Origin of the sequence: Natrinema sp. 74 (assembly GCF_046097095.1) — an archaeon.
Classification (GTDB): domain Archaea; phylum Halobacteriota; class Halobacteria; order Halobacteriales; family Natrialbaceae; genus Natrinema.
Map to the genome: position 1 here is coordinate 705749 of NZ_CP175698.1, position 20186 is coordinate 725934.

Consider the following 20186-nt stretch of genomic DNA (forward strand, 5'->3'; position numbering starts at 1 on the left):
TCTATTATAATAATATGGTATATAATGACGATGGTGGCAGGGCGATCGGTTCGACACGAGACGCAGGTGACGGCGATGGCGCGCGATCGGAGGATACTCGGCCCTTCGGTGGCGACTCCCGGCGAGAACGAATGTCGGTTCGACGCGCGGCCGGACGATTCGCACGCTACGATGCGCTCGTCCTGACGGCCGCGATCTGGTTCCTCGCGAAATTCCTCCGATACGCGTTTCCACCGCTGTTCGACGCGTTCGGAGAGAGCTTCGGCGTTTCCGACGCCGTCCTCGGGACCGCTTTTTCCGGACTCATGCTCGTCTACGCAGCCATGCAGTTCCCCTCGGGCGTCGTCGCCGACCGACTAGGGACCGTGACCGTCATCACGGCGGGCGCGGTCGTCGCGGCCGCCGCGTCGCTCGCGCTCGCCATCGAGTCGCCGTTCCTCGTCGTTGTGGGCGTAATGCTCCTAATCGGAGCCGGTACCGGCGCGCACAAGACTGTCGCCGTTCGGCTCCTCGCTCGAGCCTATCCGACGCGAACGGGGCGGGCCCTCGGTGTCCTCGATACGTTCGGCGCTCTCAGCGGCGTCGTCGCGCCCGCCGCCGTGGTCGCGGTCGTATCGCTGTCCGTCGGCCCGTTCGTCGGCTGGCGGCTGCTCTTCCTCAGTGCCGGTCTCGTCGGGGTGGCGCTCGCGGTGACATTCCGGATTCGGGTTCCCACGCGACTCCCCGACGAAGCCAGCGGGACCGACGCGAGCGAGGGCGGACGCGGCGGCGAGATCGCGCGGTACGCCGCGCTCTTTCGAGACTGGCGGTTCTCGGCCTTCGCCCTGTTGACGGTCCTCTTTTCGTTCACGTACAACGGCTTGGTCGCGTTCGCGCCGCGGTATCTGACGGTGGAGGCGGGGCTCACGACCGCAACCGCGAGTTTGCTCTACAGCGGCCTCTTCCTCGCGAGTTTCGTTCAGTTGGTGACCGGAAACCTCAGCGATCGCATCGGCCGGCTTCCGATCATCGTCGCGACGCTCGGACTCGCATCGGTCGCGCTGGTCGGATTCGTCGCACTGACCGAGACGGGAACGCCGATCCTGCTCGGCGGGTTGCTCGTCGCCGTCGGAATCGGCTCACACGGCTTTCGTCCCGTCAGGGGCGCGTACCTGATGTCGGCCATTCCGGACGACATCGCCGGCGGCGGACTCGGCGTCGTCCGAACGCTACTGATGGGAGCCGGTGCGATCGCACCCGCAGTCGTCGGCACACTCTCCGAGACGGCCGGCTTCGAGGCCGCGTTCTGGCTGCTCGCGGCGTCGATCGTCTGTGCGACGGGACTCGGCTGCTCGCTTTGGGTTGTCGAAAGGAACCGTAACGACTGACCCGTTCGCCGCCAGACCGACGTCGACCGCACGGACCAACACCGGCCATCGTCGTCGTCGTTCGCTGGTCCGATTACCCACGAAAAGAGTTAATGGGGAAGGGTGTGTACTGGTAACACATGGCTCTCGAGGTCCAACGCGAATACGAGTGCGTACGGTGCGGCCGGCGGGAGACGGCCGGCGACGCGCTGTTGAGCACGTGCCGCCGCTGCGGCGGCGAAATGCGAAACGTCGAACCGGTTCGCGACTGAGTGCTCCCGGTGGCACCCGTCGAACTGACGCTCCTCGAGTGGGAGCGGTAGTCTACGCTCGCGAAAGACACCGTTCCTTCTGCTGCTGAGCGCTAACGCGTCTGTCGCAACGCGACGGCAAGTAGGACGAGGCCGAGAGCGACTGCACCGAGCCCGATGGCGGTGTCTCCAGCCAGCGCGGTGACAGCCCCCGCGACGATACCCGCGCTCCCGCCGCCGGCCGCGACCGCGGACAGGAACGCCGGCGATGTGGTCGCGTCGGTTCGGACCGCCTCGAGTTCCGTTCGAAGCGCCTCGAGTTCCTCGTCGGTAGCCCCGTCGATCGACTCGACTCGCGTCTCGAGGGTCGATAGGCCGTCCTCGACCGTCGCAGCCCGCTCGGTCAGCGAGCCGACGTCGTCCTCGAGCGCCCGCACGGCCGCCTCGTCCGGGTCGTCGGCGACGGTTTCAGCGAGGTCGTCGTGTTCCGATCGGAGCGCCTCAAGACGGTCGCCGGCGGACGAGAGGTCGGTCGCGAGCGACGCGACCTCGTCTTCGCTCGCCGCCTCGTCGATGCGGCCCGCGAGCGACTCGACATCGTCGTCGATGCGACCGACGGCGGTCTCGACCGACTCGAGCGTCGACGCGAGTTCGTCGACGCGGCGTTCGTGGTCGTTCAGCCGTCGCTCACCGTCGTCGGCGCGGTCCGCGAGCGTCTCGAGGTCGTCGGCGAACGCATCGGTTTCGCGCTCGAGCGCGGCCGCGTGTTCCTCGAGTGCCGTTTGCGTCTCGTCAACGTCGTCGCGATGATCGTCGAGCGCCGTTCGAACGTCGTCGATCTGCCCGTCGAGCGTCGTCCGCGTTTCGTCAATCCGATCGTCGAGTGCCGCCTGCGTTTCGTCGATTTTATCGTCGAGTTCCGTCCGCGCTTCGTCAACTGCCGTCCGCGTCTCATCGACTCGATCGTCGACCGTCGCCCGAACGTCCTCGAGCCCGGTCGCGAGTTCGCGGTCGAACTCGTCGAGTCGCTCCTCGACGGTCGTGAGATCCGCCGCGACATCGTCGATGTGCGCGGCCGTCGCCTCGATCTCATCGCCGGCGTCGGCGATCGATTCGCGCACGGCGGTAAGCTCGTCCGCCGCCACCGCCTCGTCGTCGAGTCGCTCGACGGTCGCCTCGAGCGCGTCGAGGTCGTCCGCCAGGTCCGCAACATCGCCCTCGAACGCGTCGGTCGCTGCGTCGAGTTCCGTCTCGACGTCGGCGACCGCGTCGTCGATCCGCTCTTCGACCGCATCGTCGAGAGACCGAAGCTCCGACTCGAGCGTCTCGAGTTCCGTTTCGACCGCCTCGAGATCGGCCGTGAGTGCGGTGACCGTCTCCGCGCTCGCCGTCCGCGCGTCGATCTCGTCGAGTCGCTCCGAGACACCGGCAACAGCCTCGTCGATCTCGTCGACAGCCGTCTCGAGGGCCGTCAGGTCGTCCTCGACCGTCGTTTCGAGGGCGGCCAGATCGTCCGCGACGGCGTCGACCCGATCGGCATCGGCCGCCGCGTCCTCAAGGTCGTCGATCGCAGCCCGTGCGGCGTCGAGTTCCGTTTCGAGCGCGTCGGTGCGATCGTCCAGCGTCTCGCGAACAGCGGTGAGTTCGTCGTCGACGGCGTCGGTCTCCGCGTCGATCGTCGACTCGAGTGCGTCGAACCGTCCGTCCGCCCGCTGCGAGACCTCCGCGACCTGCTCCGAGACGCCGTCGACCTGAGTGGTAAGTTCCTCCAGCCGACCGGCGAACCCGTCGACGCGAGTCCCGGTTCGGTCGAGGTGCTCCCCGACGTCCTCGAGATCATCGTCGAGCGTGGAAACGGCCGCTTCGACGTCCTCGAGCGATGACTTGGTAGCGGCGGTCCCCTCCAGTTCCTCGAGCGCCGTTCGAACCGCCGCCAGATCGTCGTCGAGCGCCGCCGTTCGGTCCGTGACGTCCCCGATATCGGCGGCCACATCGCCGAGCCGGTCCTCGAGCGCCGCCCGTTCGTCGGCCGCGTCTGTCTCGACGTCCTCAAGGTATCCCTCGACGATCTCGATGTGACCGTCTAACTCCTCGAGCGCCGTCGACAGGGCCTCGAGTTCGTCCTCGAGCGCCGCGAGGCGCTCGGTACTCGCGTGCGTCTCGCTCTCGGCCTCGAGGTCGGCTAGCTCGTCGGCGATCGTTTCGAGTCGCTCGTCAAGTTCGTCGACATCGTCGACCGCAGCGGCCCGTTCCTCAATGGCCGCGAGGTCGGCGAGTGCCGCCTCGAGGTCCTCGCGGACGGACCGAATTTCGTCGTCGCGATCGGCGAGCCGGTCGAACAGTCGCTCGATGGCATCGTCGGTTCGGTCGGCCGCCGCGTCGGCGGCCGCCGGCTCGTCGAACGAGAGCGCCGTTCGCTCGGTGTCGGCAGTCGCGTCCGTACTAGTCGGCCTCCCGTCCGTTCCGCCGCCGTCGCCGTCGACCGATTCAGACCAGGTGACGCCCTCGTACGCCTCGACATCATCTCGGGCGGCGGCGAGCGCCCCTCTGGCGGCGCTCGCGGTGGGTTCGTCCGCGCGTCGAGCGCCGCGAACCGAGAACGGGAGCGTAGCCGCGTCGAACCGACCGCCGACGAGGAACTCGAGTCCTTCGACTGCGCCCTGACCGGCGATCGCGATCGGGACGGACAGTCCCTGCTGGAGGTCGCTCTCGTCGGCCGCATCGCGGAGCGCCGCGATCACCTCGCCGAGCAGGTCGTCGTACGCCTGTGCGAGCGCGCTTTCGATCCCGCCCGCCGCCGCGTCGGGATCGAGCGCGAACTCCTCGAGGACGCCGGCGATCTGTGCTGGTTCGTGACCGGTATCGCCGGCCGCCTGCTCGACGATCCACTCGCGACCCTTTTCGATCGAGACCGCCAGCGCCGGGACGCCGTAGTACGCGAGCGCGACGCTGGTCGACTGTGCCTCGAGGCAGATCCCCAAGCCGGTGTAATTATCGCTCGCGAACTGGTCGTAGACGACCGCGAAACCCTTGTGAACCGGAGTCGCCTCGAGGTCGCGGTCGTCGAGCACCGACGCGACGATGTCGCGGTGTGCGTCGGTCGCTTCCGCGGTATCGACGAACGGACCTGGCGTCGTATAGCAGAGTCGACCGTCCGTCGCGTCCCCCAGAGCGACATCGACGAGGGCAGCCAGCGCAGACGTAACGTGTGCCCTCGAGTCGGCGACGAGACCGCCACCTGCGAACAGCGACTCGGGCTCGTCGCCGACCGCGTCGGCGACCGTCCGAGCGGTTTCGCCGACCGCGTAGGTCGTTCCGTCCACCCGAACGGTGGTGCTCTCCCCCGAGCTTCCTGCCGCCTCGAGCGCGTCGTCGTCGACCGCCAGTGCGACCGGCGGAGCTGATTCAATCGCCGCGCCGTCGCCGGCGTCGGTTGCGGCCCGGATCCCCCCTGGACCGATGTCGAGACCGTAGTCCATGGTCTCGGCGACTCGTACTATCCTCTTGGAGGTTCCCCCCAGAGTACCAGATATGAAAATCGGCCCGACGACGAGACGGTCCCGGACACTCCGTCGTCGCCGCCCGGAGTCGGCTATCGCCGTCGGCGCTCGAGGCCCACTCGGATTTCCAAGAATTATCTCGTATCTGAGTACTTGTTTGGAGTCGGCACACCCTCATTTGCCGCCGAGGCGGAAACGGCTGATTTCCGCTCGCTGAAGGGGACAGACGGGATACGTCACTCGATAACTGGGTAGTCGATAGCACACGAAGAGAGAAATCCTCACGCTTATTTATCAGGCTGGTGGTGGATTATATGTATGTCTGAAACCGGGACGGAGTCCCGTCCGCTGGTCCGACAGCTCCCCGATCCAGCGACAGCGTCGAACGTCCGGTACAACCCGTCGCTCGCGGAACTGCGCGAACTCGCCGAGCCCGACGAGACGACGACCGAGTTCGGCTCGCCGTCGTACGTCAGCGAGTTCCGCTCGCGAAGCGCCGATCGGACGAAAAACGCCGTCGACGACGACTTTTCCGAGCGCGACCACGACCTGATCGACGACGCCGTCGACCGCACCGACGAGATCGAACTCATCTGCGTCGACCGACTCATGGGTCGGCACCCGGACGCGACCTTCTGTTGTCGCCTGTTCGTGCCGATCGACTACGCCCGGATCGCCTACGCCTGGGCGAACCTCTTCGAGCCGGCCGACGGACGAGATCCCGACCTCTATACCGTCCAGTTGCCGGACCACGACGAGACCGCGGTCCGCATCCTACCCGACACCGGTTTTACCGCCGTACTGGGCACCGACTACAACGGCGAGGCCAAGAAGTCGTTCCTCCGACTGTTCATGTACCGGATCAAACAGCAGGGCGGCCTCGGACTCCACGCCGGTAGCAAGCGCGTCCGCGTCCGCGACGGGGACGGCGACCTACAGACCGTCGGCCAGGTGTTCATGGGCCTCTCCGCGACCGGGAAATCCACGCTGACCTCCCACGGCTGCTGGCTCGAGGAACCCGAAAGCGCCGCCATGCTTCAGGACGACGTCTGCGGGCTCTTGCCGACCGGCTCCGTCGCCGGTAGCGAGGGCCAGGGGCTGTTCATCAAGACGATCGGCCTCGACGAGGAAGAACAGCCGGAACTCTACGAGGCCGCGACCGACGAGTCTGCGATTCTAGGAAACGTCGCGGTCGACGACGACGGCACCGTCCACTTCGACGAGGACCGCTACACCTCGAACTCCCGGGCGATCGTCCAGCGCGACGAACTCGAGAGCGCCGACGAGGAGATCGACCTCGGCCGGATGGATCAGGTCTTCTTCATCACCCGAAATCCGCTGATGCCGCCGGTCGCGAAACTCGACCAGAAGCAGGCCGCCGTCGCCTTCATGCTCGGCGAGTCGATCGAGACCAGCGCGGGCGATCCGTCCCGGGCCGGCGAATCGATCCGCGTCGTCGGGACGAATCCCTTCATCGTCGGCCCCGAGGGCGAGGAGGGCAACATCTTCCACGAGCTCATCGACATCCTCGACGTCGATTGCTACGTCATCAACACGGGCTATCTCGGCCAGAAATCGGCTGACATCGGCGTCACCGAGTCCGTCACCATCCTCACGGAGGCCGCCCGCGAGACCATCGAGTGGACCGACGACGACCGGATGGGTCTGACGATCCCCGAGACCGTCCCCGGCATCGACATCGAGGACTACTACGTGCCCGACCACGTCGACGACTACGAGGATGCGCTCGCCGACCTGCGTGCCGAGCGCCGCGAGTACCTAGAGCAGTTCGACGAACTCCGCGACGAGATCAAAGACGCCGTCTACTGACCGGCTTCGGACACCGGTCTCGACCGGCGGCACGACGAACGAGACTTCGGTCCCTGGTTTTTCCGCTTACACGACCCGCCAGCGGCGGCGCACTCCTCACCGCACACGAATACCGTTATATGCGTCGAGTTCCCACGGGTGGGTAATGAGCGCACAGGTACGAACACCGACCGCGAGGGTCTGCGAAGCATGCGGTCGCGGCGAAGTATGGGACGAAGACCTCGAGGCCTGGCAACTCGCCCGCGAAAACGGCGAGAAGCAGGTCGGCAACCCCCACTGCATCCACGAGTGGGACATCAACGGAACGTTCAACCCGGTTGAGAGCACCGACGGCTGACCGCCTTCCGCCCGACCGATAACCGGCGCTGACGGAACGCCAGCGCGCCGACGGGGCGGTGTCCTTTTGCGTTGCTCGAGCGTAGCCGCCGCTATGCCGACCGTTTACATCACCGCGCCGCCCGAGGCGGCCGACAGAATCGCCGAGACGCTGGTCGAGGAACGGCTCGCGGCCTGCGTCAATCGCCTTTCGACGACCTCGACCTACCGCTGGGACGGCGACGTACACCGCGACGAGGAGGCGCTGTTGCTCGCGAAGACGACCGACGACGCGTACAACGACCTCGTCGCACGCGTCGAGGAACTGCATCCGTACGACGTTCCCTGTATCGAGCGGTTCGACGAGCGCGACCTCCTCGCGTCATTCGCGACGTGGCGAGACGAGAGCGTCGAATAGACGTGCAAGCGGTGACGATACGTGACGGCGACCGATACGTGAGAGCGTCACAGACGAGGACTGCCCGAAAAAGCAACCCTTAAAACTCGCGCACGGGTTGTGACGGGTATGGCTGGAACCATCGAAGTGCTCGTTCCGGGCGGGCAGGCCAACCCTGGCCCGCCGCTCGGTCCCGAGCTCGGACCGACGCCCGTCGACGTGCAGGCCGTCGTACAGGAGATCAACGATCAGACCGCCGCGTTCGACGGCACCGAAGTTCCCGTCACCGTTGACTACGAGGACGACGGCGCCTTCGAGATCGACGTCGGCGTCCCGCCGACGGCGGCGCTGGTCAAGGACGAGGCCGGTTTCGAAACCGGCAGCGGCGAGCCCCAGGAGGACTTCGTCGCGGATCTCTCCGTCGAACAGGTCAAGACGATCGCCGAGCAGAAACACCCCGACCTGCTCGCCTACGACACGATCAACGCCGCGAAGGAAGTCGTCGGCACCTGCGCCTCGATGGGCGTCACCATCGAGGGCAACGACGCTCGAGAGTTCAAGGAACGCGTCGACGACGGCGAGTACGACGACGTTCTCGCAGACGAAGCGACAGCGTAATCGACGAGCGTCACGCTGTCACGCGTCGTTGTTTTCACGAACAGAGCGGAGCAGTTCGTTTTGTTTTGCCGAGCAATTCATCGCGCCGAATTGTCGGCCCTCGAGCCCTGACGGGCCTATAGAAGTAGCAAAACGGTGACCGAACGGTACGCTAATCGGCCGCCGTCAGATCTTGTTCGCGGGCGGAACGGTCCGCTCATCCGGCCGCCCCGCACCGATACCGCCGAACACGATGCGAACGGTCGCGCCGAGGCCGAGTGCACCGGCGACGGTGGCGACGGCGACGATCACTGGGAACGCCAACCCGGCGAGTCCGCTGACGACCGCTCCGACGAGAACGCCGATCCACAGTCGATCAGCCCCGAGTCGCGAGGCAAGAGACCGGCCGATCGCGGTGAATCCAATTGCCGTTACGGTCGGGAGAACCGTCGCCCCGAGAATTACCATTGGAATCGCAAAGAACGGTCCGATACTCATGTCCGAGATGAAAACCCCGGCGCTCGAGACTCCGCCGACGATGAGCAGTCCCGGAAGCCCGATACAGGTCGAGATAACGGGACTCCGACGAGACTTCGCCACCGCATGCGCGCTGAACCCCTGGAGGAGTCCGAGCACGCCCATCGCGACGAAGAGTGTTCCGGCGAACTGCACAGCTGCACGAACCGGTGGTTCGAGGGATCGATACGCCTCGAGTGTCGCCCCGTGTCCCGACACCACCGCGACCGAGTCGACCGTCGGCGCGGCAATCATAGTATATAACTCTACTGGCCCCATGGCCGTAAAGTATTCAGGCACTTATTATAGACCTTCCGGTCTCACTGACTGTACAGTGATGCGAACAATCACGGACTCGACTCGGCGGCGGGCCGACCGCGGTTCGATCGCTGTGCGCCGTTTTTCGGGAGTGAGACGCTGATCGGTGGTTTGAGCCGGGTCTCTGGTGGTTCGACGGGTTTAAGTTTAGCATGGTCCTCGGTTCAAGGGAGACAGGCATCGCCTGTTTCACTGACCCGTAGGAGCACTCCTGCGTACTACGGAGGTGAACGATGGCAGATTCGGATATTGAAACCGCAGTAGCGCGCGCACTCGAGGACGCCCCCGATCGGAACTTCACCGAGACGGTGGACCTCGCGATCAATCTGCGCGACTTAGACCTGAACGAACCGTCGAACCGCGTCGACGAGTCGATCGTCCTGCCGTCTGGAACCGGCCAGGAAACGCGTATCGTCGTCATCGCCGAGGGAGAGACCGCCGTCCGCGCCGAAGAGGTCGCGGACGACGTACTCTCGGAAGACGACGTGGCCGATCTGGACGACGACGAGGCCAAGGACATGGCCGACGAGACGGACTTCTTCATCGCCGAAGAAGCGATAATGCAAGACATCGCCCGGCATCTGGGTACGATCCTCGGACCGCGAGGGAAGATGCCGGACCCGCTCTCGCCCGACGACGACGTCGTCGAGACCGTCAACCGACTCAAGAACACCGTGCAGCTTCGCTCCGGGGACCGACGGACCTTCCATACTCTCGTCGGTGCCGAGGACATGGATGCCGAGAATATCTCCGACAACATCGACGTCATCCTGCGTCGCCTGCACGCCGACCTCGAGAAGGGACCCCAGAATATCGACGCCGTCTACGTGAAGACGACGATGGGGCCGTCCGTGGAGGTGGCCTAACATGAGCGCACAGGCTGAACGCAAGACTGAGAACCTTCCCCAGTGGAAGCAAGAGGAGGTCGACGAACTCGAGCAGCTCATCGCTGACTACGAGAGTGTCGGCGTCGTCGGCATCGCCGGCATTCCCTCGAAGCAGCTCCAGGACATGCGCCGCGACCTGCACGGCACCGCCGTGTTGCGGGTCAGCCGCAATACCCTGCAGACGCGTGCGCTCGAGGACGCCGGGCTCGGCGACCTCGTTGAGCATATCGGAGGCCAAGTCGGCCTCGTTGCGACGAACGAGAACCCGTTCTCGCTGTACAAGGAGCTCGAGGCGTCGAAGACGCCCGCTCCGATCAACGAGGGCGAGGTTGCTCCGAACGACATCGTCATCCCCGAGGGGGACACCGGTGTCGATCCGGGCCCGTTCGTCGGCGAACTCCAGCAGGTCGGTGCGAACGCGCGAATCGAAGAGGGTTCGATCCAGGTCATGGAGGACTCGACGGTCTTAGAGGCCGGCGAGGAAGTCTCTGCGGATCTGGCGAACGTCCTCAACGAACTGGGTATCGAGCCCAAGGAAGTCGGACTCGACCTGCGCGCCGTCATCGCCGACGGCGTCCTGTTCGACCCCGAGGACCTCGACATCGACGTCGAGGCCTACCGGAGCGATGTCTCGACGGCCGCCGCTTGCGCACAGAACCTCTCGGTCAACGCGAGCTTCCCGACCGCGACGACGGCCCCGACACTCATCGCGAAGGCCACGGGCGAGGCCAAGAGCCTCGGTCTACAGGCTGCGATCGAGGACGAAGACCTCATGCCCGACCTCGTCAGCAAGGCCGACGCACAGCTGCGTGCGCTTGCGGCCCAGATCGACGACGAGGAGGCGCTCCCTGAGGAGCTACAGGACGTCGAGGCGGCCGCCGAACCAGCGGCGGCCGAGGACGAAGACGAATCGGCAGACGACCAGACCGAAGACGAGACTGAGACCGAGGCCGAAGACGCCGATACCGACGATGACGACGAAGACGACGGCGACGGCGCGGCCGGTCTCGGCGAGATGTTCGGATAATTAACGGAGGACACAACAATGGAATACGTATACGCTGCACTCATCCTGAACGAATCGGGCGAAGAGATCAACGAAGAGAACCTGACGGACGTGCTCGACGCTGCCGGCGTCGACGTCGAAGAGTCCCGAGTCAAGGCGCTCGTCGCCGCGCTCGAGGACGTCGACATCGACGAGGCGGTCTCCGAGGCTGCTGCCGTCCCCGCTGGCGGTGCCGCTGCAGGCGGTGCCGCGGGTGGCGAAGCCGAAGCCGAGGAAGGCGGCGAAGAAGCCGACGAGGAAGTCGAAGAGACCAGCGACGTGCCGGACACGACGGACGACGACGATGACGACGACGAGGCAGACGGCGAAGGCCTCGGCGAACTCTTCGGGTAAGTCACACTGTCGATCCGGTTTCGACGAGCCGCACACACCGATTTTTATCGCACCGAACGACGAGTGACAATGTTCTCGAGCCGACGGCTCAGTCGCGTATCGCGCAAGACGGACGGTCCGACCGAGAACTTATAACCGAAGGCGCGGCCAGAACAGCCGATGCCCGCTCTAGTTGAGGTTGTAACCGAGCCGGGGCTGACGCTGCAGGTGCTCGCGTGGGTCCTCGCCGGCTCGGTGCTTGGTGCCTGCAGCGGCCTCGTTCCGGGCCTCCACGCCAACAACTTCGCACTCTTGCTAGCCGGGGTCGCGCCGTCGGTCCCCGGCCCGCCGCTGTTCGTCGGCTGTGCGATGCTCGCCGCGGGTGTCGTCCACACGTTTCTCAACGCCGTGCCCGCGATGGCGTTGGGCGTCCCCGACGCCGAGATGGCGGTCACCGCGCTTCCGGGTCACCGACTGGTCCTCGCTGGCCGGGGCCCTGAAGCGATCCGACTCTCCGCGATCGGTAGCGTCCTCGCCGTCCTCGCCGCGGTGCCGCTTTCCGTTCCCGTCACTCGAGGCGTGACGGCCGTCTATCCGACGGTACGAGGGCACCTCTCGCTGGTCCTCGCGATGATTACGGTCGCGTTGCTCGCCTCAGAGCCGACGTGGCGGAGCCGGCTCGGCGGTCTCTGCTCGTTCGCACTGGCGGCCGGGCTGGGCGCGCTCACGCTTGATCTCGAGCCGGCGGCCCCGCTCGAGGCCGGCGGTACCCTCGCCCCACTGTTCGCCGGTCTCTTCGGCGCGCCGGTGTTGCTCGACGCGATTCGCGGGGGCGGACTCCCCCGCCAGACCGGCGACGGGATCGCGATGTCGCAAGGGCTGATCGGCGTCACGGCGATCGCCGGGACGCTCGCGGGTGCCGCGGTTGGCTATCTGCCCGGGATTACGGCGGCGATCGCCGCCGTCGCGGTGCTGGCCGTCGTGCCACACGGAGCCAGCGACCGGGGCTACATCGTCGCGACCAGCGGCGTGGACACGGCAAACGCGATCTTCGCGCTCTTTGCATTGGCCGCGATCGACCGGCCCCGGACCGGTATCATGGTCGCTTTCGACGGTCTCGGCGCACCCCTCGAGCTCCCGATCCTACTCGCGGCCGTCGTCCTTGCGGGGCTGATCGGGTTCGTCCTCGTGATCGTCGTCGGCGACGCCTACCTCGAGTTGATCGGGCGGGTAGCGTACTGGAAAGTCTCGGTCGCCGTTCTCGGGCTGTTGCTCGTCCTCGCCTTTCTCTTCGCCGGTATCGTCGGAATCGGTATCTTCGTCGCGGCGACCGCCATCGGACTCGTACCGGTCCGACTGCGCGCTCGGCGCGTTCATCTGATGGGGGTCCTGATCGGACCGCTGATGCTCGGACTCTAACTGCGCTGGGGGAGTCAGTCGCTCAAGTCGGCCCTTCGTGTTGCGTCCACGACCGCGGTGACCCGCTCGCTCGAGACCGGTGCGGTCGTCTCACCGCCGCGTTTGAGCGCGGTACCGACGATGACGCCGTCCGCACCGGCGGCGAAACAGTCGCCGACGGTCTCGCTCGTGACGCCGCTACCGACGAATACCGGGACAGTCTCCGCGCCTCGGCCGGCAACCGCGGCGGCGACGCACTCGATAGCTTCGAGCGGCGTCTCGACGCCGGTGCCGGGGCCGGAGACGATGACACCGTCGGCCTTCCCGCGTTCTACCGTCTCGAGCGCCGCGCGTTCGATGTCTCGCTCGCCGATCGGGCTCGCGTGCTTGACGTGAACGTCCGCGAGGATCGACATGTCGGCCGCGAGCCGGTCGCGAAGCCGGAGCGTCTCGTGGGCCCGTCCCTCGAGGAGGCCTTGATCGGTCGCGGCGGTGCCGATATGAACGTTGACTCGGACGAAGTCGGCGTCGACGGCGGCGGCGATCGATACCGCGGCCGCGGCGTCGTTTCTGAGGACGTTGATCCCGACGGGCACGTCGACGGCGTCGGTCACGGCCGACGCGACGGCGGTCAGTTCGGCGACGACGTGGTGCGGCACGTCCTCGGGGTAGAACGGCGCGTCGCCGAAATTCTCGAGGATGAGTCCGTCGACCCCGCCGGTCTCGAGCGTCCGTGCATCCTCGAGCGCGCGCGTTCGGACGGCGTCGCGGTCACCATCGAAGCCGGGCGCGCCGGGCAGTGCCGGGAGGTGGACCATGCCGATGACGGGACGGTCGGCGTTGAACCGCTCGAGGACGGAGGTTCGCGAAGCCATATCGGATCTGTGAGCGCGAGCGAGATAAGATGTCACGGCCGGCCGACGCGGCGGGGACGCTGACCGGCGTCGCACGAGGCGGCAATCGACGCTCCATTCGGGGTCGTTTTCTCCCTGCCGTGGCTAGGATCGGGCGATGGCTGACGCGCTTTCTTCGGTCTCGCTGCGCGACGTAGAGAGTCGGAACCGGATCGCCGTCTCGCCGATGTGTCAGTACTCCTGTGGTCCTGACGGACTGGCAACCGAGTGGCACCGCGTCCACCTCGGGAGCCGTGCCGTCGGCGGTGCCGGCATCGTCATGACCGAGGCGACCGCCGTCTCCCCCGACGGCCGGATCACACCTCACGATCTGGGCATCTGGAGCGACGAGCACGCGGCCGCACTCGAGCCGATCACCGAGTTCATTCGTGACCAAGGCGGCGTGCCGGCGATCCAACTCGCCCACGCGGGCCACAAGGCGAGCAAGGAGCGCCCCTGGGACAGCCACGTCCCGATCCAGCCCGACGAGACCGATCCGACCGGCGCGTCGGGCTGGGAAGTGCTTTCACCGTCGCCCGACGCCTATCCGCCGTTCGACGGCGAGCGCCCGGCGATCCGGAAGGCCGACCAAGCTGACATCGAGGGCGTGATCGACGCCTACCGAGCGGCGGCCGAGCGCTCGCTCGAGGCGGGGTTCGAGATCGCCGAGGTTCACGCGGCCCACGGCTACCTGCTCCACGAGTTCCTCTCGCCGGTCACGAACCGCCGCGAGGACGACTACGGCGGCAGTTTCGACAATCGGACGCGGTTGGTCCGCGAGGTCGTCACCGCGGTCCGCGACGTCTGGCCGGACGAGAAACCCGTCTTCGTTCGGATCTCGGGGACGGACTGGCTCGAGGACCGCGACGCGTGGGATATCGACCAGTCCGTGCGGCTGGCCGACGACCTGGCCGAGCTCGGTGCCGATCTGATCGACGTCAGCTCGGGCGGGCTCCACCCCGAGCAGGCGGTCCCCGGCGGGCCGAACTTTCAGGTGCCGCTGGCAGAGCGGGTTCGCGAGGGAGCCGACATCGCAGTCGGTGCGGTCGGCGGCGTCACCGAACCCGAACAAGCCGACGCGCTGGTCCGCAACGACCGGGCCGACCTCGTCCTCGTCGGCCGGGAATTCCTGCGCGATCCATACTTCGGACTCCGCGCGACGGGGGCGCTCGAGCGCGACCCGGAAGCGGTCGCAGAGGAGTGGCCGGTACAGTATCGGCGCGCGGCACAGCGCTGACCGGCCGCGGAGTCGGTCACTCGTCGTACGCGTCGAGCCAGCCAGTAACGCTCGATTGCAACGCGCCCGTCGTCGTCCCGATGTTCAGCAACTGATAGCCGTTTTCGGCTTTGTCGTTGACGTCGTCCATTCCGAACCCGAGGCCGCCGACGGGGACGCCCGCGTCGACGGCCGCCGAGCGGATCGTCTCGATGGCGTCTGCGACCTCGTCGTGATCGAGGTCGCCGGGATGGCCGAGCGACACCGAGAGGTCCAGCGGGCCGATGAAGACGAAGCCGAGTTCGGGAACTGCGAGGATATCCGCAAGGTCCTCGAGCGCGGCCGCCGTTTCGACCGTGACGCCGACAACGACCGACTCGTCCTCGCTTTCGACGTAGTCATCGACGAGTCCCCAGCGTCGTGCGCGGGGACTCGCCAGTCCGCGCCGGCCCGACTCGCCGTCGTATTCGAAGCGGCCGGCCCGCACCGCGCGCTCGAGTTCTTCGGCGCTGCTGACCCGCGGGAGGAAGACGTTCCGAACGCCGGCGTCGAGGGCCTTCCGGACGAGCGCCGGGTCCGTATCGGCGACACGCACCAGCAGTTCGGTGTCGGTGCCGTCGGCCGCTCGGAGGAGTGCTTCGAGTCGCTCGCCGTCCCACGGACTCGGCCCGCCATGCTCGAGGTCGATCCAGACGAAATCGACGCCGAGCCCCGCGAGGAGTTCGACGGCAGTCGGGCTGTACGTGTTCTCGAGGACGCCGAGCGCGACCGCGCCAGACTCGAGCATCTCGCGGAGTGCGTTACCGCGGGGTTGACTCATGACCCCGCCTACCACGGCCACTACTAAAATCGAGCGTTCAGCCGTCGCCGGCGGAGACCGTCACCGCACCGAGACGTTCAGACGGTCTGCTTTGCCTGGGTACCGACGTTCCCCGGAAAACGGGTCCCGGGGATGCGGTAATAACGTCCAGTGGCCCAGCTCAGTCGTCTTCCCACTTGATCGAACAGCCCTGGGACGGCTGCCACTCGAGGTCGACCGACTCGCCCGCCAGCACCGACTCGATGGCCTCGCGAACGTGAAACCGCGTGGGCTCATCGTCGGGACTGAGCGCGTCGTCGAGGCGGCCGTGATAGACCAGTTCGAACTCGCCGTCGTCACGAGCGAAGAGGAACGGATCCGGCGTACAGACCGCGCCGTACGTGCGGGCGACAGCCTGACTTTCGTCGCGGAGATAGGCGTCGTACTCGACCGTCCCCTCGTCGACGTACTCTCGCATCATCTCGAACGAATCGTCGGGATACTCGTCGGCGTCGTTGGCGTTGATCCCGACGACCGCGACGTCGTCGTACGCATCGGCGAGCTCGTTCAGCAGGTCGAACTTCGCCTGCGCGTACGGGCAGTGGTTACACGTGAAGACGAGGAGTAACGCCTCGGCGTCGGCAAAGCTGTCGAGCGAGTGGGTCTCGCCGTCGACGCCCTCGAGTTCGAAGTCTGGCGCAGCGTCGCCGGCCGCGAGTTCGGAATCGGATTCTTTCAGTACCATACCGGTGATTTCCTCACGTTCGTCCTTAATCGTCACGTTGGTCGCAATTGGCTCGAGCGGGTCGGCGGCCGGAGCGTACAACGGACTCGAGTACAGTCTATCGGGACTGTTCAGCGGTCAGTGACGGCGTATTATAAAGAACAAGGAGAATACCCGCGCCTAAAGGCGCGTGATGAATCCGACATTCTGACCGGAAATCCACCGACGACATTCCAGCCGGATATTCCACGCCCGGTCGTTGGTTTAATAAGAACTTCTTCATAAGGTGTTATGAGGTCAGTTCGATGCTGGAGACGACCCGCACCTACGTCGCCCGAATCACGAACCACCAGCAGGTTCGTGACGATCTCGACCAGTGCGGGTTCTCAGCCTCGAAACTGTGGAACGTCGGTCGCTACTATATCCAACAACGGTGGGACGAAGACGGCAAAATACCCAACGAAGCCGAACTGAAATCGGAGTTGAAAGACCACGAACGCTACAGTGACCTCCATTCTCAGTCAAGTCAGCGAGTTCTCGAAGAACTTGCTGAGGCGTTCACTGGTTGGTACAACTCTGACGACGGCAACAACCCACCGGGCTACCGGAAACGTGGCGACCGACACCCTCGCTCCACCGTCACATGGAAGAAACGAGCCATCAAGCACGACGACAAACACGGCCAACTTCGCCTCTCGAAAGGCTTCAACCTGAAAGAGAGTCGGTCTGACTTCCTCCTCGCGGAGTACGAAACCCGCCCTGACGTAGAAGTCGAGAACATCCAGCAGGTGCGTGCCGTCTGGAACGGCGACGAGTGGGAACTCCACCTCGTCTGTAAGAAAGAGATTCCTGTCGAAGACGCACCCGGTGACAACACGGCGGGTATCGACCTCGGCATCAGCAACTATCTCGCCATCGACTACGAGGACGGCCCCTCGAAGTTGTATCCGGGGAACGTGCTGACAGAGGACAAGCACTACTTCACCCGCGAGGAGTACCAGACCGAAGGCGAGAACGGGCCGTCAAAGCAAGCGTTGAAGGCTCGGCAGAAACTCTCCCGACGCAAAGACCACTTCCTCCATACCCTGTCGAAACACATCGTTGAGCGGTGTATCGAAAAAGGTGTGGGACAGATAGCGGTTGGCGACCTTAGTGACATCCGCGAGGATGAGAACGGTGACTCGCGGAACTGGGGTGCGTCGGGGAGCAAGAAGTTGCACGGCTGGGAGTTCGACCGATTCGCCCGTCTCCTCGAATACAAGGCCGAGGAACACGGCATTCTCGTTGACCGGGTAAACGAGGAGAACACGTCGAAGACGTGTTCGTGTTGCGGGCAAATTCGGGACAGCAACCGCGTGGAGCGAGGGCTGTACGTCTGTTCATCGTGCGAGACGACGATGAATGCAGATGTGAATGGTGCGGTGAACATCCGTAGAAAGATAACTCAGAGTCCCCCGACAGGGGATATGAGTAACGGCTGGTTGGCACAGCCCGGAGTCTTCCTGTTCGACCGCGAGAGCGGAGGGTTCACACCGAGAGAACAGGGAGACTGCAAACCCTAATATCCCAACGCTCGGGATTCCTCCGGCTTTAGCCGGAGGAGGATGTCAATTAGCGCCGCGTCGCCCGGACGGGGCATGCAAGGGCTGCGCTGGCTTCAACTGACCGACGCGGAGATTACGGCGTTCCTCGGCCGGGGCGAGACCCGGGTTATTTTGTTCGCCACGAAGCCCGACGAGCCGCCGGTCTCGATCCCGGTTTCGTACGGTTACAACGCCGACGAGGGACTGTTCTACTATCAGCTCTCGTTCCCGCGAGACAGCCGTAAAAGCGAGCTGATCGACAGACCCGTTTCCTTCATCGCGTATGATAAGATCGACGACAGGTGGCGAAGCGTCATCGCGACCGGCGCGCTCGAGGACGTCGACGATATGCCGTACGAGTCCAGCACGGTGCAGGGTATGTGGGCGATTCAGGTCCCGCGGGTCGACATCTTCGAGCGACCGCGATCAGAAGTCACGTTCCGGTTTTTCTGCCTCGATCCCGAGACGCTGACAGGGCGAAAAGAGGTTCCCTCGCGTCCCTGATCACCGGTCAGCCGAATACCTCCGCGAGCGAGAGGAGGACGCTCGGGACGATCAGCAACACGAGTCCGCCAACGATCAGGGCCAGCGGAACGACGAGCAGTCCCATCTCGGTCAGTAGCCAGAGGCCGAGACCGGCGAGGACGGCGAGCAGACCCGCAAGCCGGAGGAGCCAGACGAACGCGCCCTCGAGTTCCGAGTCGGCGATGACGTCTACGAGTTCGAGTACCTCGTCCATATCTAGTCAGGTCTGGCGGTCGAAGCCCCTTAATTTCATTGCCGTTTATCTCGCTCTCAATCTCCGTCCGAGATCCGCCCGTCGTCGGTGATCCACCGGCGGTGGCCGACTCGGTGGAGCGCGGGCGACGACTGCGACAGCGAGATGCCCTCCCGACGACCGGCCGTGACGACGTACATATTTGTATCCCCGGTGTCATCGACGGGGTATGCAGACGCTCGAGGTCACCGACGAACAGTACGCCTTTATCCAGCATCTCCGCGAGGAAATTTCCGAATTGGTCGTCGGCAAGTACGGCTTCGTCCGCGAGCGAGACGCCGTCCAGTTTCTGATCGACAATCTCGACGAGGAGATCGAAATCGACGCCGACGAGTTCGACTCCTCGGCGACCGACGACGTGTCCGCGTCGGTCGGAGCCGCCATCGAGGGTGACGACGATCCCCACGAACTCGAGGCGGTCTCCTACGTCGAGGGGGAGACACCGGACGCGGGCGAGGAGGTCGACGATGCGGACGACGACCTCGAATCCGAGCCGGTGGAGTCCGCTGAATCGGATGCAGACGGCTCGAGCGAGGACGAGGACGACGATGAGACCGACGAGACGAACGCCGACGACGGTGACGGCGACGGCTCGGCCGACGACGACGATATGTTAGACGAGATGATGAGCCTGCTCGAGACCCACGATGACAAGTGGGAGGAGTCGGACTCGGCGGACTTCCGGTACGCCGTGGAGCTCCCCGATGGGGCAACCGAACAGGTCCAGACGAAAGATGACGTGCGAGCGCTGCTGTTCAAGAACTATCGTTGAGCAGGCGGCTCGTCGTTCGTTCCGCCGCTGCAGCGAAGCGTTCGATGAGGCAGTAGAGCCGTCTGAACCGGGAGGTCTGAATCGGGAGTGTTCTCCCGTCGTGGGGACGGAATCGCAACGCCCTTCCGGTCACCGATCCGGCGACCGCTGCGACGCTGCGAGAACGTTAGAACTTTACTCGCGCTCGCGCTTCGAAGCGGTATGAGCGAACGCGAGGTGCTCGAGTTGCTTCGTGAGAACGCGCGGTACTCCGCGGCCGACATCGCGCGAATGACCGACCTCGAGGAGAGCGAGGTCGAGGCAGCCATCGAGGAACTCGAGGCAGCGGGCCTGGTACGGGGCTACCAGGCGGTCGTCGACTGGGACCGGCTCGAGGACGAGCGGGTCCGCGCCGAGGTCGAGTTGAACGTCCGCCTCGACCGCGAGACGGGCTACGACGACATCGCCGAGCGCCTCGCACGATTCCCACAGGTGACGGCCCTGCGGCTGGTCAGCGGCGATTACGACTTCGACATGGAGGTCGAGGGCGACTCCATCCGCGAGGTGTCCCAATTCATCAGCGAGAAGGTCGCGCCGGTTCCCGAAATCACCCAGACGGTTACCCACTACGTGATGACTTCCTACAAGGAAAACGGAATCGAACTCGGCGACGGTGAGGACGACGACCGCCTCTCCTTTTCGCCCTGAT

At 65.4% G+C, this 20186-nt stretch carries 22 protein-coding genes; 15 read left to right on the forward strand and 7 right to left on the reverse strand.

What is annotated here, in order from left to right:
- Window positions 1-131: 131 nt before the first annotated feature.
- The gene (locus tag ACJ70B_RS03480; protein WP_408959026.1) at window positions 132-1367 is read left to right on the forward strand and encodes an MFS transporter; all 1236 of its coding nucleotides are present in this window, start codon (window positions 132-134) and stop codon (window positions 1365-1367) included.
- A 119-nt stretch (window positions 1368-1486) separates the two neighbouring features.
- Entirely contained in the window at window positions 1487-1618 is a 132-nt protein-coding gene (locus ACJ70B_RS03485; protein ID WP_408959027.1) for a rubrerythrin-like domain-containing protein, read from the forward strand.
- Between the two features lie 92 nt (window positions 1619-1710).
- Here the strand turns inward: ACJ70B_RS03485 and ACJ70B_RS03490 are convergent, their stop codons facing one another.
- Window positions 1711-5076 (reverse strand): chromosome segregation ATPase, encoded by a 3366-nt coding sequence (locus ACJ70B_RS03490; RefSeq protein WP_408959028.1) that lies wholly within the window; start codon window positions 5074-5076, stop codon window positions 1711-1713.
- Between the two features lie 339 nt (window positions 5077-5415).
- Between ACJ70B_RS03490 and ACJ70B_RS03495 the strand changes: the two genes are divergently transcribed.
- From ACJ70B_RS03495 to ACJ70B_RS03510, 4 genes are all read left to right on the forward strand, one after another.
- Window positions 5416-6927: a phosphoenolpyruvate carboxykinase (ATP) gene (locus ACJ70B_RS03495; protein WP_408959029.1), complete on the forward strand. Its 1512-nt coding sequence runs from the start codon at window positions 5416-5418 to the stop codon at window positions 6925-6927.
- A gap of 145 nt (window positions 6928-7072) precedes the next feature.
- The gene (locus ACJ70B_RS03500) at window positions 7073-7264 is read left to right on the forward strand and encodes an HEWD family protein (protein WP_408959030.1); all 192 of its coding nucleotides are present in this window, start codon (window positions 7073-7075) and stop codon (window positions 7262-7264) included.
- A gap of 93 nt (window positions 7265-7357) precedes the next feature.
- Window positions 7358-7660, forward strand: coding sequence for a divalent-cation tolerance protein CutA (gene cutA / locus ACJ70B_RS03505; RefSeq protein WP_408959031.1), 303 nt, complete (start codon window positions 7358-7360; stop codon window positions 7658-7660).
- Between the two features lie 108 nt (window positions 7661-7768).
- Complete coding sequence (locus ACJ70B_RS03510) at window positions 7769-8257, forward strand: 50S ribosomal protein L11 (protein WP_408959032.1); 489 nt, start codon at window positions 7769-7771, stop codon at window positions 8255-8257.
- Window positions 8258-8422: 165 nt separating this feature from the next.
- On the opposite strand, the gene ACJ70B_RS03515 is transcribed toward ACJ70B_RS03510, so the two are convergent.
- Window positions 8423-9007: a hypothetical protein gene (locus ACJ70B_RS03515; protein WP_408959033.1), complete on the reverse strand. Its 585-nt coding sequence runs from the start codon at window positions 9005-9007 to the stop codon at window positions 8423-8425.
- A gap of 296 nt (window positions 9008-9303) precedes the next feature.
- Between ACJ70B_RS03515 and ACJ70B_RS03520 the strand changes: the two genes are divergently transcribed.
- The 4 genes from ACJ70B_RS03520 (at window position 9304) to ACJ70B_RS03535 (ending at window position 12754) form a co-directional block, all read left to right on the forward strand.
- The gene (locus ACJ70B_RS03520; RefSeq protein WP_408959034.1) at window positions 9304-9936 is read left to right on the forward strand and encodes a 50S ribosomal protein L1; all 633 of its coding nucleotides are present in this window, start codon (window positions 9304-9306) and stop codon (window positions 9934-9936) included.
- 1 nt (window position 9937) lies between these two features.
- Window positions 9938-10984 (forward strand): 50S ribosomal protein L10, encoded by a 1047-nt coding sequence (locus tag ACJ70B_RS03525; RefSeq protein ID WP_408959035.1) that lies wholly within the window; start codon window positions 9938-9940, stop codon window positions 10982-10984.
- An 18-nt stretch (window positions 10985-11002) separates the two neighbouring features.
- Window positions 11003-11356, forward strand: coding sequence for a 50S ribosomal protein P1 (gene rpl12p, locus ACJ70B_RS03530; protein ID WP_408959036.1), 354 nt, complete (start codon window positions 11003-11005; stop codon window positions 11354-11356).
- A 159-nt stretch (window positions 11357-11515) separates the two neighbouring features.
- Window positions 11516-12754 carry a tripartite tricarboxylate transporter permease gene (locus ACJ70B_RS03535; RefSeq protein ID WP_408959037.1) on the forward strand — a complete coding sequence of 413 codons (1239 nt, stop codon included), beginning with the start codon at window positions 11516-11518 and terminating at the stop codon, window positions 12752-12754.
- A gap of 14 nt (window positions 12755-12768) precedes the next feature.
- On the opposite strand, the gene ACJ70B_RS03540 is transcribed toward ACJ70B_RS03535, so the two are convergent.
- The gene (locus ACJ70B_RS03540; RefSeq protein ID WP_408959038.1) at window positions 12769-13608 is read right to left on the reverse strand and encodes a BtpA/SgcQ family protein; all 840 of its coding nucleotides are present in this window, start codon (window positions 13606-13608) and stop codon (window positions 12769-12771) included.
- 136 nt (window positions 13609-13744) lie between these two features.
- On the opposite strand from ACJ70B_RS03540, the gene ACJ70B_RS03545 reads away from it, so the two are divergent.
- Window positions 13745-14863: an NADH:flavin oxidoreductase/NADH oxidase gene (locus tag ACJ70B_RS03545; RefSeq protein WP_408959039.1), complete on the forward strand. Its 1119-nt coding sequence runs from the start codon at window positions 13745-13747 to the stop codon at window positions 14861-14863.
- Between the two features lie 16 nt (window positions 14864-14879).
- On the opposite strand, the gene ACJ70B_RS03550 is transcribed toward ACJ70B_RS03545, so the two are convergent.
- A complete protein-coding gene (locus tag ACJ70B_RS03550) occupies window positions 14880-15662 on the reverse strand; it encodes an HpcH/HpaI aldolase family protein (RefSeq protein ID WP_408959040.1) in 783 nt (260 codons plus the stop codon).
- A gap of 160 nt (window positions 15663-15822) precedes the next feature.
- A complete protein-coding gene (locus ACJ70B_RS03555; RefSeq protein WP_408959041.1) occupies window positions 15823-16386 on the reverse strand; it encodes a thioredoxin family protein in 564 nt (187 codons plus the stop codon).
- Window positions 16387-16670: 284 nt separating this feature from the next.
- Between ACJ70B_RS03555 and ACJ70B_RS03560 the strand changes: the two genes are divergently transcribed.
- Together ACJ70B_RS03560 and ACJ70B_RS03565 are read left to right on the forward strand one after the other, a co-directional pair.
- The gene (locus ACJ70B_RS03560) at window positions 16671-17927 is read left to right on the forward strand and encodes an RNA-guided endonuclease InsQ/TnpB family protein (RefSeq protein ID WP_408959042.1); all 1257 of its coding nucleotides are present in this window, start codon (window positions 16671-16673) and stop codon (window positions 17925-17927) included.
- Between the two features lie 75 nt (window positions 17928-18002).
- Window positions 18003-18452, forward strand: a complete 450-nt coding sequence (locus ACJ70B_RS03565) for a pyridoxamine 5'-phosphate oxidase family protein (protein WP_408960073.1) — start codon at window positions 18003-18005, stop codon at window positions 18450-18452.
- A 7-nt stretch (window positions 18453-18459) separates the two neighbouring features.
- On the opposite strand, the gene ACJ70B_RS03570 is transcribed toward ACJ70B_RS03565, so the two are convergent.
- Both ACJ70B_RS03570 and ACJ70B_RS03575 read right to left on the reverse strand, forming a co-directional pair.
- Window positions 18460-18687, reverse strand: a complete 228-nt coding sequence (locus ACJ70B_RS03570) for a hypothetical protein (RefSeq protein WP_408959043.1) — start codon at window positions 18685-18687, stop codon at window positions 18460-18462.
- Window positions 18688-18743: 56 nt separating this feature from the next.
- Window positions 18744-18866, reverse strand: a complete 123-nt coding sequence (locus ACJ70B_RS03575; protein ID WP_408959044.1) for a hypothetical protein — start codon at window positions 18864-18866, stop codon at window positions 18744-18746.
- A 29-nt stretch (window positions 18867-18895) separates the two neighbouring features.
- Between ACJ70B_RS03575 and ACJ70B_RS03580 the strand changes: the two genes are divergently transcribed.
- A complete protein-coding gene (locus ACJ70B_RS03580) occupies window positions 18896-19498 on the forward strand; it encodes a hypothetical protein (protein WP_408959045.1) in 603 nt (200 codons plus the stop codon).
- Window positions 19499-19699: 201 nt separating this feature from the next.
- Complete coding sequence (locus tag ACJ70B_RS03585; RefSeq protein WP_408959046.1) at window positions 19700-20185, forward strand: Lrp/AsnC family transcriptional regulator; 486 nt, start codon at window positions 19700-19702, stop codon at window positions 20183-20185.
- Window position 20186: the final 1 nt, after the last annotated feature.